The sequence below is a fragment of the Pseudomonas sp. 5Vm1k genome (genome assembly GCF_056161485.1).
The window spans coordinates 246,662-259,894 of record NZ_JBSPCZ010000008.1; the positions used below are offsets into that span (position 1 = coordinate 246,662).

Here is a 13,233-nt window from a genome sequence, read left to right on the forward strand (position 1 = left end):
TGCCTTACACTGCGCCCCATGAAAACCATCCCCCACACGCAAATCGCCGAGCCGGCGATCACTTGCTCGACCTGCTCAGCCTGCTGCTGTCAGCTCGAAGTCATGCTGATCACCGAAACGGGCGTGCCCGAACGTTTTATTGATACCGATGACTGGGGCGGGGAAGTGATGCTACGGCTGGATGACGGCTGGTGTGCGGCATTGGATCGCAACACGATGATGTGCACCATCTACGAAAAACGCCCGCTGATCTGCCGGGAATTCGAGACGGGTTCGCCGGAATGCATCGAAGAGCGGCAGGGGATTGTGTCGGTGTATCGCTGAAAGAACGGTGTTGTCAGACAGGACGCCTTCGCGGGCAAGCCTCGCTCCTACAGGATTCGGGCGTGACACGAATTGGGTCACAACACAAAACCTGTAGGAGCGAGGCTTGCCCGCGAAGCTTTTGACCTTACAACGGCATCGTGTAATGCAACGAGTAGCTTTCCACACCGTCGTTGCTACTGCTCAAACCGGCATTGGAATAGTGCGTCGCACGAATCCCGACTTCATGCCCACCGGCAAAGCGCAGCCCGAAACCGAAGCGGTCTTCGAACTGAAAGGCTTGGCCAATGTGGTTGTCTTCCAGCTGGGTATTGGAGAACAACGCGACACCAATCCCCGCCTCGAGATACGGTTTGACGTTTTGCCCGGCAAACTCGTAGACGAACACTGGAGAGAACGAAAGGCTGCTGGTGCCGGAAGTCTTGTCGCCGCTCCAATAGGTATAGGCGCCGCTCCAGTAACCGGTCACTCGACCGACGTCACTTTGCAGCCAGCTTTTGTCCCAATCGAATTGCATACCCAGCCGGTAGGTCATGGTCGAATCGCTGGTCTGACCGACCCCGAACTCCACGCCAGCCGCCTGAGCGGTCAAACTTTGCCCCATCAACGCGGTCGCAATCGCGGCCAAACAGAATAGTCGCTTCATTAGAAACATCCTTTTCCGAACGATTTCGTGTGGTTTCTTTTTGTTGCTCTCAGACACAGCTATAGAAATCGACGATTAATCAGAAGTTCACCCCAATTACTCGTTTGCCCCAGCGTTTTTTTTCTAGTACTTGAAGCTTTGCACAACCCCAGCCGTATTCCACAGTATCGGCAAGATATTTCTGAAATGTTCCGGGTCGGCGCTCGTCCAGAATTGCGCGGCACGAACAGGCCCTTCAGCCAATAACTCACGCTCGGCCAACAGACGCTGCAGTTGCCGCGCCACTGCGGCCCCTGTGTCGATCAGGCTGATGTCCTCTGGGATCATCTGCCTAAGCAATGGCTTTAGAAAGGGATAATGCGTGCAGCCAAGAATTATCGTGTCACAGCCAGCGGCCAGCAGTGGCTCGACATAGCCCTGAAGTAACTGACGCAGTTTTTCACTGTGCAGATCGCCGCCTTCAATCAGCTCCACCAACCCGGGGCAAGGCTGGGTGATCACCCGCACATCCGTGGCAAAGCGGTCGAGCAGCGCGGCGAACTTGGCGCTCTGCAAGGTGCCGGTGGTGGCGAGGACACCGACCACACCACTGCGCGTGGCAGCAGCGGCTGGCTTGACCGCCGGCTCCATGCCGACGATGGGCCATTCGGGATAATCGCGACGCAGATTGGCAACGCCGGCCACGGTGGCCGTGTTGCAGGCCAGCACCAGCGCCTTGGCGCCCTGCTGCTGAAAAAATTCAGCAATGGTGCTGCAGCGTTGCTGGATGAATTCCGGGGTTTTCTCGCCGTAGGGAATATTCCCGCAGTCGGCGACATACAACAGAGACTCGTTGGGTAACAAACGCTGGATCTCGGCCAGCACCGATAGCCCACCGACGCCGGAGTCGAACACGCCGATCGGCGCCTCACGCATGGGCAGTACCACAGACGCTACAACCCGGATCTCGCTTGACCCGCAACTCACGGAAGCGCGTGCCCAAGGCATCGATCAACAACAAACGGCCTACCAACGGTTCACCGAAACCGGCCAGCAACTTCAGTGCTTCGAGAGCTTGCAGGCTACCGACCAAACCCACCAGCGGGCCAATGACCCCGGCTTCGCTGCAGGTCAGTTCGGCTTCGCTGCCGTGCCCGTATAAACAGTGGTAGCACGGACTTTCCGGCAGACGCGGATCGAACACCGATAACTGCCCTTCCAGGCGAATCGCCGCGCCGCTAACCAGAGGTTTGCGCGCAGCAACACACGCAGCGTTGACCGCCTCGCGGGTGGAGAAATTGTCGGAACAGTCCAGCACCAGATCCACCGCAGCGACTGCTGCAGCCAGAGAGTCTTCATCCAGCGCGGCGCGATGGGCGACCAGTTGAATCTCGGGGTTGATCGCACTCAAGCGGCGGATTGCCGATTCGACCTTACTCACGCCGATGCTGTCGGTGTCGTGAATGATCTGGCGTTGTAGGTTGGTCAGGTCGACGGTGTCGAAGTCTGCCAGATGCAGCTCGCCGACTCCGGCCGCTGCCAGGTAAAGCGCGACCGGCGAGCCAAGACCGCCGAGCCCGACGATCAGCACACGGCTTGCTTTGAGCCGCAATTGACCGTCGATGTCGACGTGTTGCAACAGAATCTGTCGGCTGTAGCGCAACAATTCCTGATCATTCAGCACGGCAGGCGCCCCAGGCTGATACGTTCGTGACCGCCCAGATCGGTGCGGCTATGGACTTCTTCAAAACCACGGGTCAGCAGCAGATCGCGCACCGCGTCGGCTTGATCATAGCCGTGTTCCAGCATCAGCCAGCCGCCGGCTTCGAGGTGATCCGGCGCCTGGGCGACGATCAAACGCAGGTCGTCGAGCCCGTCGACACCGGCGACCAAGGCACTGGCCGGCTCGAAACGCACGTCACCTTCCACCAGATGCGGATCGGCGGATGCGATGTAAGGCGGGTTGCTGATGATCAATTGAAAACGCTGGCCTTGCAGGGCGCTGAACCAGTGACTGCTCAGCACTGTGGCGTTGTTCAGATGCAGACGCTGGCGATTGCGTTCGGCCAGGGCCACGGCTTCGAGCACGCGGTCCACGGCGGTGACTTTCCAGGCCGGCCGCTCGCTGGCCAGGGCCAAGGCAATGGCGCCGCTGCCAGTGCCGAGATCAAGGACCGTGGCCGGTGTCGCAGGCAACAACTCCAGCGCAGCTTCCACCAGCAGCTCGGTGTCCGGGCGCGGGATCAGTGTGTGCGGTGCAACTTCCAGATCCAGCTTCCAGAAACCTTGCTGGCCGAGGATGTAGGCCACCGGCTCTCCGCCGCGACGGCGCTGCAAGTAACTGGCAAAAGTCAGCGCCGCTTCGCTCGGCACAATGCGCTCAGGCCAGGTGTGCAGGAAACTGCGGGACTTGCCCAACGCAGCGGCCAGCAACAGTTCGGCATCCAGGCGCGCCGTTGGCGAGTCGGGTAGATCGGCAGCACGCAACAAACTGGCAATGATCGTCATTTACTCACCTATCGCCGCCAATTGGTCCGCCTGGAACTCGGCCAACAAAGGCTCGATCACTGCTTCGACGCCACCGGCGAGGATTTCGTCGAGGGAATACAGCGTCAGGTTGACCCGGTGGTCGGTGACCCGGCCCTGGGCAAAGTTGTAGGTGCGGATCCGCTCGGAGCGATCACCCGAACCCACCAGCAGTTTACGCTCGCTGGCGATAGCATTGGCCGCAGCGCTGGTCTGTTGGTCATTGAGCTTGGCCGACAGCCAGGACATCGCCCGGGCGCGGTTCTTGTGCTGGGAACGTTCTTCCTGGCACTCCACGACAATACCGGACGGTATATGCGTGATGCGGATCGCCGAGTCGGTCTTGTTGACGTGCTGGCCACCGGCGCCGGAGGATTTGTAGGTGTCGACCCGTATATCCGCCGGATTGATCTCAATCGCTTCCTGCTCGTCCGGCTCGGGCAACACGGCCACGGTGCATGCCGAGGTGTGGATGCGCCCCTGGGATTCAGTCGCTGGAACCCGCTGCACACGGTGTGCGCCGGATTCGAATTTCAGCTTGCCGTAGACATTCTCACCTTCGACCCGGGCGATGACTTCTTTATAGCCGCCGTGCTCGCCGATGTTCTCCGAGAGAATCTCGACCCGCCAGCCACGCCGCTCGGCGTACCGCGAATACATGCGAAACAGGTCACCGGAGAAAATCGCCGCCTCGTCACCGCCGGTGCCGGCACGGATTTCGAGGAACACGTTGCGCCCGTCGTTCGGGTCCTTGGGCAGCAGCATGCGTTGCAGCCGGGCTTCGATTTCGATCAGTTGCTCTTTGGCTTCGCGAACTTCTTCCACGGCCATTTCGCGCATGTCCGGGTCGCTGTCCTTGAGCAGTGCCTGGGCACCTTCGAGGTCGCCTTGCACTTTGAGCAACTGTTTATAGGTGTCGACAATCGGTTCGACTTCCGCGTATTCCTTGGAATAGGCGCGGAATTTGGCCTGATCGGAAATGACCTCGCCATCGCCAAGCAGAGCGGTCAATTCCTCGAAACGGTCCTGGAGGATGTCCAGCTTATTGAGCAGTGACGCTTTCATTGCGGTTTTTTATCCGAGCTATCCGACGAGCCCTCACCGAGGGCAAAGAGTTCCTGGGCCATGGCCAGCGCATCGAGGCGGCCTTCGGCAGTCAACTTTTTCAACTGTACGCTAGGTGCGTGCAGCAACTTGTTGGTCAAGCCACGGGCCAGTTGCACCAGCACGTCTTCGGCGCTGCTGCCGTTGGCTAGCATGCGCTGGGCCTTTTGCAATTCTTCATCACGCATGCGCTCGCTTTGCTGGCGGTAAGCCTTGAGCACATCCACCGCCGCCAATTCGCGCAGGCGCACCATGAAGTCGTCGGCGCCGATCGACACCATCTCTTCCGCAGCCTGGGCAGCGCCTTGGCGACTCTTGAGGTTTTCGGCGACCACTTCGTGGAGATCGTCGACGCTGTAGAGGTAAACGTCGTCGAGTTCGCCGACTTCAGGCTCGATATCCCGTGGGACGGCGATGTCGACCATAAAAATCGGTTTGTGCTTGCGTAGCTTCAGGGCACTTTCCACCGCGCCTTTACCGAGGATCGGCAGTTGGCTGGCGGTGGAGCTGATGACGATATCGCTGCGCACCAGTTCGGCCGGGATGTCCGAGAGCAATACCGCGTGGGCGCCGAACTGTTCGGCCAGAATGCTCGCGCGTTCCAGCGTCCGGTTAGCGACAACGATGCGTTTCACTCCCAGCTCATGCAGATGGCGGGCGACCAGGGTGATGGTCTCGCCGGCGCCGATCAACAAGGCCTGGCTGCGTTGCAAGTCGCTGAAAATCTGTTTTGCCAGACTGACTGCGGCAAACGCCACGGACACCGGGTTTTCGCCGATGGCGGTGTCGGTGCGTACCTGTTTGGCCGCATTGAACGTCGCCTGAAACAGCCGCCCCAGCAGCGGACCGATGGTGCCAGCCTCTCGGGCCACGGCGTAGGCCGACTTCATCTGACCGAGTATCTGCGGTTCGCCCAACACCAGCGAATCGAGCCCGGAGGCGACCCGCATCATGTGACGAACTGCCGCATCATCTTCGTGCACATAAGCACTCGCGCGCAGCTCATCGAGGCTCAAATGATGATAATCGGCCAGCCAGCGCAGGATGATGTCCGCCGAAAGGTGATCCTGTTCTATATACAGTTCACTGCGATTGCAGGTGGAAAGGATCGCAGCTTCGCGGCTGTCAGTGAGTCGGCAGAGCTGTTGCAAGGCCTCCACCAGCTGCTCTGGGGTAAAAGCCACGCGCTCGCGGACGTCTACTGAAGCAGTCTTGTGGTTAATACCGAGTGCAAGAAAGGCCATTCAAGGTCGCTGATAGTGACGTGAAGCCGGCAATTGTCCTACTTCGTCAGATTCAGAACAACCACTCGATATCTATCGTGTCGGTAGACGCCACATAAGTTTGCGAGCGGTTCTCGTTTACGAGGCTACCGGGCTTTTGTAGGAGCTGCCGCAGGCTGCGATCTTTTGCCTTTAAAAGAGCCAGATCAAAAGATCGCAGCCTGCGGCAGCTCCTACAGGGGAACGCGCGCGGGTAAATTGGCCGCGCGGTTATGTTTGGCCGAAGGCTTGTGTCATGATGATCCGACCGCAGGTTAGTCGTCCTTCTCCTATATGAATAGATCTTCCGCGTTGCTCCTCGCTTTTGTCTTCCTCAGCGGCTGCCAGGCTATGGCACCCGTTTCGCCGGACGGTACGCCGCCGGTTGAAGACAGCACTCCGGCCCCTGAAAAGCCCAAGGTCTACAGCTCATTCAGTGAAGAAACCGTCTTCAGTCTGTTGAGCGCCGAGCTGGCTGGCCAACGCAATCGTTTCGACATTGCGTTGGACAACTACGTGACCCAGGCCATCAACACCCAGGATCCGGGCATCTCCGAGCGGGCATTCCGCATCGCCGAGTACCTTGGCGCCGATCAGGCCGCCCTCGATACCGCGCTGATCTGGGCAAAAAATGCCCCGAATGATCTCGAGGCGCAACGGGCAGCCGCCGTGCAACTGGCGCGCGCCGGGCGCTATGACGACTCCATGGTCTACATGGAGAAAGTTCTGCAGGGCAAAGGCGATACGCATTTCGACTTTCTCGCCCTGTCCGCGGCAGATACCGATCAGGACACCCGCAACGGTCTGATGAAAAGTTTTGACCGTTTGTTGCAGCGCCATCCAAAGAACGGCCAGCTGATTTTCGGCAAAGCCTTGCTGATGCAACAGGACGGCGACGCCAAAGGCGCACTGACCCTGCTGGAAGACAATCCGCCTGAAGCAGGCGAAATCGCCCCGATCCTGCTGCGCGCACGTCTGCTGCAAACACTTAACCGTGGTGGCGAAGCACTGCCGCTGCTGCAAAAAAGCATCAAGAAATACCCGGACGACAAACGCCTGCGCCTGACTTACGCACGCATGCTGGTCGAACAGGACCGCATGAGTGACGCCAAGGTCGAGTTCTCCAGCCTGGTTCAGCAGTACCCGGAAGATGACGAACTGCGTTATTCCCTGGCGCTGGTGTGCCTGGAAGCCAAGGCCTGGGATGAGGCCAAGGGTTACCTGGAAGACCTGATCGCCCGGGAAAGCCATGTGGATTCAGCTCACCTGAACCTTGGCCGTATCGCTGAAGAGCGTAACGACCCGCAAGGCGCATTGATCGAATACGCCCAGGTCGGCCCCGGCAACGATTACCTGCCGGCGCAATTGCGCCAGGCCGATATTCTGATGAACAACGGCAAGACCGCCGAGGCCCAAAGCAAACTGGCGGCCGAACGCGACGCGCAACCCGATTACGCGATTCAGTTGTACCTGATCGAAGCCGAAACCCTGTCCGCCAACAATCAGGGCGACAAGGCCTGGGGCGTCTTGCAGAAAGCGTTGCTGCAATACCCGGACGACCTGAACCTGCTCTACACCCGGGCCATGCTGGCGGAAAAACGCAATGACCTGGCGCAGATGGAAAAAGACCTGCGCCTGATCATCAAGCGCGACCCGGACAACGCGATGGCGTTGAACGCTCTCGGCTACACCCTGTCCGACCGCACGACACGCTACGAAGAAGCCAAGGCCCTGATCGAACACGCTCACCAGCTCAATCCGGAAGACCCGGCGGTACTCGACAGCCTCGGCTGGGTGAATTTCCGCATGGGCAATCTCGATGAAGCCGAACGCTTGCTGCGTCAGGCGCTGGAGCGATTCCCCGATCAGGAAGTCGCCGCTCACCTGGGCGAAGTCCTGTGGGCCAACGGCAAACAGCGCGAAGCCAAGCAAATCTGGGGCAAGTTCCTCAAGGATCAACCCGACAGCCCTACCCTGCGCGGCACCATCAAGCGCCTGACCGGATCAGAGACTCTTTAAGATTATGTTTTTGCGCCACGTTATTGTTTTCAGCTTCATCGCCCTGCTCGCCGGTTGCGCGGGTTTCGGCGCCCGCGAATCGGTCCAGGGTCAAGGTAATCCGGCCCAATGGCGCGTGTACAAAGAGCAAATGACCAGCCTCGACGGCTGGCAGATCAACGGCAAGATCGGCATTCGCGCGCCCAAGGATTCGGGCAGCGGCACGCTGTTCTGGCTGCAGCGACAGGATTACTACGACATCCGCCTCTCCGGCCCACTGGGTCGCGGTGCCGCACGCCTGACCGGGCGTCCTGGCAAAGTCGCGCTGGAAGTCGCCAACCAGGGTCGCTTCGAGGCGCCGACGCCGGAAGCCTTGCTCGAAGAGCAACTGGGCTGGAAGTTGCCGGTGTCCAACCTGGCCTGGTGGGTTCGCGGGCTCCCGGCCCCGGACAGCAAAAGTCGCCTGACCCTGGACGCCGACAGCCGTCTGGCCAACCTTGAGCAGGATGGCTGGCAGGTCGAATACCTGAGCTACGCCGAGCAAAACGGCTATTGGCTGCCCGAGCGGATCAAACTGCACGGCACCGACCTTGATGTCACGCTGGTGATCAAGGAATGGCAACCACGCAAACTGGGGCAGTGAACATGACTGCTCCGCGTTTGACGCTGCCCTCGCCGGCCAAACTCAATCTGATGCTGCACATTCTTGGTCGCCGTGAAGACGGTTACCACGAGCTGCAGACGATTTTTCAGTTTCTCGATTACGGTGACGAGATCACCTTCGCCGTTCGCGATGACGGTGTGATTCGTTTGCACACTGAATTCGAAGGTGTTCCTCACGACAGCAATCTGATTGTTCGAGCCGCAAAAAAGCTTCAGGAGCAATCCGGTTGTTCGCTCGGCATCGATATCTGGATCGAAAAAATCCTGCCCATGGGCGGTGGAATCGGCGGCGGCAGTTCAAATGCCGCAACGACATTGCTCGGCCTCAATCATCTCTGGCAACTGGGTTGGGATGAGGATCGACTGGCCGTACTGGGCCTGACACTGGGGGCTGACGTCCCGGTTTTCGTGCGTGGTCACGCCGCTTTTGCCGAAGGTGTCGGGGAGAAACTCACCCCTGTAGACCCCGAAGAACCGTGGTATCTCGTGCTGGTGCCGCAAGTATCTGTAAGTACAGCAGAAATTTTTTCAGATCCGTTGTTGACACGTAACTCTTCTCCCATTAAAGTGCGCCCCGTTCCCAAGGGAAACAGTCGAAATGACTGCTTACCGGTAGTAGCAAGGCGTTATCCAGAGGTACGTAACGCTTTGAATTTGTTAGGTAAATTTACCGAAGCAAAACTCACCGGAACTGGAAGTTGTGTGTTTGGGGGCTTCCCAAGCAAAGCTGAAGCTGATAAAGTCTCGGCCCTTCTTACAGAGACCCTTACAGGGTTTGTAGCAAAGGGAAGCAACGTTTCGATGTTGCATCGCAAGCTGCAAAGTCTGCTCTAAAGGAACCGATTACTGGGTAATCGTTGCAACAGATACAGGGGCGTCGCCAAGCGGTAAGGCAGCAGGTTTTGATCCTGCCATGCGTTGGTTCGAATCCAGCCGCCCCTGCCATTTTCCTATACTCATCCAGGTTACCCTCAGCCTTCAGGTACTGCGCGTGTCCAAGATGATGGTCTTTACGGGGAACGCTAACCCCGATCTGGCTCGGCGTGTTGTACGTCAGCTGCATATCCCTCTCGGTGACATCTCTGTCGGTAAGTTTTCCGACGGCGAAATTACTGCCGAGATCAATGAAAACGTCCGCGGTAAAGATGTCTTCATTATTCAGCCGACTTGCGCTCCGACCAACGATAACCTGATGGAACTGGTAGTGATGGCTGATGCCTTCCGCCGCTCCTCGGCTACTCGTATCACTGCTGTTATTCCTTACTTTGGTTATGCCCGTCAGGATCGCCGTCCGCGTTCCGCACGTGTGGCTATCAGCGCGAAAGTCGTCGCTGACATGCTTACCGTAGTCGGCATCGATCGTGTTCTCACGGTTGATCTGCATGCTGACCAAATCCAGGGTTTCTTCGATATTCCGGTAGATAACATCTACGGCTCCCCAGTATTGGTGGATGACATTGAAGATCAGCGCTTCGAAAACCTGATGATCGTGTCCCCGGACATTGGTGGCGTCGTGCGTGCACGTGCTGTTGCCAAATCCCTGGGCGTGGATCTCGGGATCATCGACAAACGCCGTGAGAAAGCCAATCACTCTGAAGTGATGCATATCATCGGTGATGTCGAAGGGCGTACCTGTATTCTGGTCGATGACATGGTCGATACCGCCGGCACTCTGTGCCACGCGGCCAAGGCCCTGAAAGAGCATGGCGCTGCCAAGGTTTTCGCCTACTGCACACACCCTGTGCTGTCCGGTCGGGCGATCGAAAACATTGAAAATTCCATGCTGGACGAACTGGTGGTGACCAACACCATCCCGTTGTCCGCTGCTGCTCAAGCCTGCTCGCGTATCCGTCAACTGGATATCGCGCCGGTAGTTGCCGAGGCGGTCCGCCGCATCAGCAATGAAGAATCGATCAGCGCGATGTTCCGCTAAGGGCCCTGCCCTTCTCGAATGTCTCGTTGACGAAAAGCGCCCCGCCCCGGCATTCCTGTCGGGGCGGGGCTTTTTTGCCCATATCGCCTTTAGCGCTGGTCGCAACCGCTGGGGCGAATGTGGTTATTTTGGAGATACAACATGAACGATTTTACTCTGAATGCTGAAGTGCGTTCCGACCTGGGGAAAGGTGCGAGCCGCCGCCTGCGTCGTCTCGCAAGCCTGGTTCCAGCTGTAGTTTACGGTGGCGAAAAAGCCCCTGAATCCATCAGCATGCTGGCTAAAGAAGTTGCCAAACTGCTCGAAAACGAAGCGGCTTACAGCCACATCATCGAGCTGAACGTTGGCGGCACCAAGCAAAACGTAATCATCAAAGCTCTGCAGCGTCACCCGGCCAAAGGCCACGTGATGCACGCTGACTTCGTACGCGTAGTAGCTGGCCAGAAACTGACCGCTGTTGTGCCTGTACACTTTGTTGGTGAAGAAGCTCCGATCAAGAAAGGCGGCGAAGTTTCGCACGTTGTTTCGGAAATCGAAGTGACCTGCCTGCCGAAAGACCTGCCTGAATTCATCGAAGTCGACCTGGCTAACGCCGAAATCGGCTCGATCATTCACCTGTCTGACCTCAAAGCCCCTAAAGGCGTTGAGTTTGTTGCTCTGGCACACGGTGATGACAAGGCTGTTGCCAACGTCCACGCTCCACGTGTTGCTCCAGAAGCTACCGAAGAAGGCGCAGCAGAGTAATTTCACTCTGTTCGCCGGAGTGACCGGAAACATCGCGGACTAGAGCGTAGCGAGAAAGCGGGCGAGAACGCGGAGTTTACATAATGGTAAATGAGCACTTGTCGTCCACTTTTGCCGCACTCCCTGATTGCGGCGATGTTATCCACCACTCCAAGGAAGGGCCCCTATCGTGACTGCCATCAAACTGATCGTTGGCCTGGGAAATCCAGGCGCTGAATACGAACAGACCCGGCATAACGCAGGGGCCCTTTTTGTTGAGCGCATCGCGAACGCACAAGGCGTAAACCTTGTAGCGGATCGCAAATATTTCTGCCTGACCGGGCGCTATTCGCATCAGGGTCAGGATGTTCGTCTGCTGATTCCCACCACGTACATGAACCGCAGCGGCCAGGCCGTCGCGGCACTCGCTGGTTTCTTCCGCATCAAGCCTGAAGAAATCCTCGTGGCGCATGATGAACTCGACCTGCCTCCGGGCGTTGCCAAACTCAAACAGGGCGGCGGCCATGGCGGTCACAACGGGTTGCGCGACATCATCGCGCAACTGGGCAATCAGAATACCTTTCATCGCTTGCGGCTTGGCATTGGCCACCCAGGCGTAGCCAGTATGGTTTCAAATTTCGTCCTGGGTCGTGCGCCACGCGCCGAACAGGAAAAACTCGATGCCAGCATCGACTTTGCCCTCGGCGTGCTGCCGGATATCCTCGCCGGGGAATGGAACCGCGCGATGAAAAACCTGCACAGCCAGAAGGCCTGACTCACTCCTCGGGGAAAACACCATGGGATTCAATTGCGGCATCGTCGGCCTGCCTAACGTCGGCAAGTCCACCCTATTCAACGCCCTGACCAAATCCGGGATCGCGGCCGAGAACTTCCCCTTCTGCACCATCGAGCCGAACACCGGTATCGTGCCGATGCCGGATCCGCGTCTGGAAGCCCTGGCGGCCATCGTCAATCCAAAGCGCATCCTGCCGACCACCATGGAATTCGTCGACATCGCAGGCCTGGTAGCCGGCGCCTCGAAAGGTGAAGGCCTGGGCAACAAGTTCCTCGCCAACATCCGCGAGACCGATGCCATCGCCCACGTGGTCCGCTGCTTCGAAGACGAGAACGTGATTCACGTCTCCAACAGCGTCGACCCGAAACGCGACATCGAAATCATCGATCTCGAATTGATCTTCGCCGACCTCGACAGCTGCGAGAAGCAACTGCAGAAAGTCGCCCGCAACGCCAAGGGTGGTGACAAGGATGCAGTGGTCCAGAAAGGCCTACTGGAGCAATTGATCGCTCACTTCACCCTCGGCAAGCCAGCGCGCACCCTGATGAAGAACATGGGCGCCGATGATAAAGCAGTGGTTCGTGGCTTCCACCTGCTGACCACCAAGCCGGTCATGTACATCGCCAACGTCGCTGAAGACGGTTTCGAGAACAACCCGCTGCTGGACATCGTCAAGGCCATCGCCGAAGAAGAAGGCGCCATGGTGGTTCCGGTCTGCAACAAGATCGAAGCCGAAATCGCCGAACTGGAAGACGGCGAAGAGAAAGACATGTTCCTCGAAGCCCTGGGCCTGGAAGAACCTGGCCTGAACCGCGTGATCCGCGCCGGCTACGAGATGCTGCACCTGCAGACCTACTTCACCGCCGGTGTCGAAGAAGTCCGCGCCTGGACCGTCCGTGTTGGTGCCACCGCACCACAAGCCGCTGGCGTGATCCACACCGACTTCGAAAAAGGCTTCATCCGCGCCGAAGTCATCGCCTACGACGACTTCATCCAGTACAAGGGCGAAGCCGGCACCAAAGAAGCCGGTAAATGGCGTCTGGAAGGCAAGGACTACATCGTCAAAGACGGCGACGTGATGCACTTCCGTTTCAACGTGTAAAACATCTGCGCAAGAAAAAGCCGCGTCTAGACGCGGCTTTTTTGTGCCTGAAAGATTTATCCGCCACACCACAGAACCTATGTGGGAGCGGGCTTGCTCGCGAATGCGGTGTGTCAGTCGACATCTCTGTTGAATGACATACCGCATTCGCGAGCAAGCCCGCTCCCACAGGGGGAA

The 13,233-nt window shown here is 58.3% G+C and carries 14 protein-coding genes and 1 tRNA gene; 9 read left to right on the top strand and 6 right to left on the bottom strand.

Annotated elements, in window-relative coordinates; all coding sequences use genetic code 11:
* Positions 1-18 precede the first annotated feature (18 nt).
* A complete protein-coding gene (locus tag ACWIKB_RS18025) occupies positions 19-324 on the top strand; it encodes a YkgJ family cysteine cluster protein (RefSeq protein ID WP_475268525.1) in 306 nt (101 codons plus the stop codon).
* A gap of 127 nt (positions 325-451) precedes the next feature.
* Here the strand turns inward: ACWIKB_RS18025 and ACWIKB_RS18030 are convergent, their stop codons facing one another.
* The 6 genes from ACWIKB_RS18030 to hemA all read right to left on the bottom strand — a co-directional run bounded on the left by ACWIKB_RS18030 (position 452) and on the right by hemA (position 5,823).
* Positions 452-970 (bottom strand): acyloxyacyl hydrolase, encoded by a 519-nt coding sequence (locus ACWIKB_RS18030; RefSeq protein ID WP_475268527.1) that lies wholly within the window; start codon positions 968-970, stop codon positions 452-454.
* Between the two features lie 123 nt (positions 971-1,093).
* Positions 1,094-1,885 (bottom strand): glutamate racemase, encoded by a 792-nt coding sequence (gene murI, locus ACWIKB_RS18035; protein WP_475268529.1) that lies wholly within the window; start codon positions 1,883-1,885, stop codon positions 1,094-1,096.
* Positions 1,878-2,633, bottom strand: coding sequence for a molybdopterin-synthase adenylyltransferase MoeB (locus ACWIKB_RS18040; RefSeq protein WP_475268531.1), 756 nt, complete (start codon positions 2,631-2,633; stop codon positions 1,878-1,880). Before ACWIKB_RS18040 ends, murI begins: the two co-directional genes overlap by 8 nt.
* Positions 2,627-3,457 carry a peptide chain release factor N(5)-glutamine methyltransferase gene (gene prmC / locus ACWIKB_RS18045; protein WP_475268533.1) on the bottom strand — a complete coding sequence of 277 codons (831 nt, stop codon included), beginning with the start codon at positions 3,455-3,457 and terminating at the stop codon, positions 2,627-2,629. The genes ACWIKB_RS18040 and prmC overlap by 7 nt, the downstream gene beginning before the upstream one ends.
* Positions 3,458-4,540 (bottom strand): peptide chain release factor 1, encoded by a 1,083-nt coding sequence (gene prfA / locus ACWIKB_RS18050; protein WP_475268534.1) that lies wholly within the window; start codon positions 4,538-4,540, stop codon positions 3,458-3,460.
* Entirely contained in the window at positions 4,537-5,823 is a 1,287-nt protein-coding gene (hemA, locus tag ACWIKB_RS18055) for a glutamyl-tRNA reductase (protein ID WP_123410098.1), read from the bottom strand. Before hemA ends, prfA begins: the two co-directional genes overlap by 4 nt.
* Positions 5,824-6,135: 312 nt before the next feature.
* Here hemA and ACWIKB_RS18060 point away from each other — a divergent pair, with 312 nt between their 5' ends.
* The 8 genes from ACWIKB_RS18060 (at position 6,136) to ychF (ending at position 13,056) form a co-directional block, all read left to right on the top strand.
* Complete coding sequence (locus tag ACWIKB_RS18060) at positions 6,136-7,860, top strand: tetratricopeptide repeat protein (RefSeq protein WP_475268536.1); 1,725 nt, start codon at positions 6,136-6,138, stop codon at positions 7,858-7,860.
* Positions 7,861-7,864: 4 nt separating this feature from the next.
* Positions 7,865-8,482, top strand: a complete 618-nt coding sequence (gene lolB, locus ACWIKB_RS18065) for a lipoprotein insertase outer membrane protein LolB (RefSeq protein ID WP_475268537.1) — start codon at positions 7,865-7,867, stop codon at positions 8,480-8,482.
* 2 nt (positions 8,483-8,484) lie between these two features.
* The gene (gene ispE / locus ACWIKB_RS18070) at positions 8,485-9,336 is read left to right on the top strand and encodes a 4-(cytidine 5'-diphospho)-2-C-methyl-D-erythritol kinase (RefSeq protein WP_475268632.1); all 852 of its coding nucleotides are present in this window, start codon (positions 8,485-8,487) and stop codon (positions 9,334-9,336) included.
* Positions 9,337-9,372: 36 nt separating this feature from the next.
* A tRNA-Gln gene (locus ACWIKB_RS18075) sits at positions 9,373-9,447 on the top strand.
* Positions 9,448-9,493: 46 nt separating this feature from the next.
* Complete coding sequence (locus tag ACWIKB_RS18080) at positions 9,494-10,435, top strand: ribose-phosphate pyrophosphokinase (protein ID WP_003208392.1); 942 nt, start codon at positions 9,494-9,496, stop codon at positions 10,433-10,435.
* A gap of 141 nt (positions 10,436-10,576) precedes the next feature.
* Complete coding sequence (locus ACWIKB_RS18085) at positions 10,577-11,179, top strand: 50S ribosomal protein L25/general stress protein Ctc (protein WP_475268635.1); 603 nt, start codon at positions 10,577-10,579, stop codon at positions 11,177-11,179.
* A 169-nt stretch (positions 11,180-11,348) separates the two neighbouring features.
* Entirely contained in the window at positions 11,349-11,933 is a 585-nt protein-coding gene (pth, locus tag ACWIKB_RS18090) for an aminoacyl-tRNA hydrolase (protein WP_475268538.1), read from the top strand.
* 22 nt (positions 11,934-11,955) lie between these two features.
* Positions 11,956-13,056, top strand: coding sequence for a redox-regulated ATPase YchF (gene ychF / locus ACWIKB_RS18095; RefSeq protein ID WP_475268539.1), 1,101 nt, complete (start codon positions 11,956-11,958; stop codon positions 13,054-13,056).
* Positions 13,057-13,233: the final 177 nt, after the last annotated feature.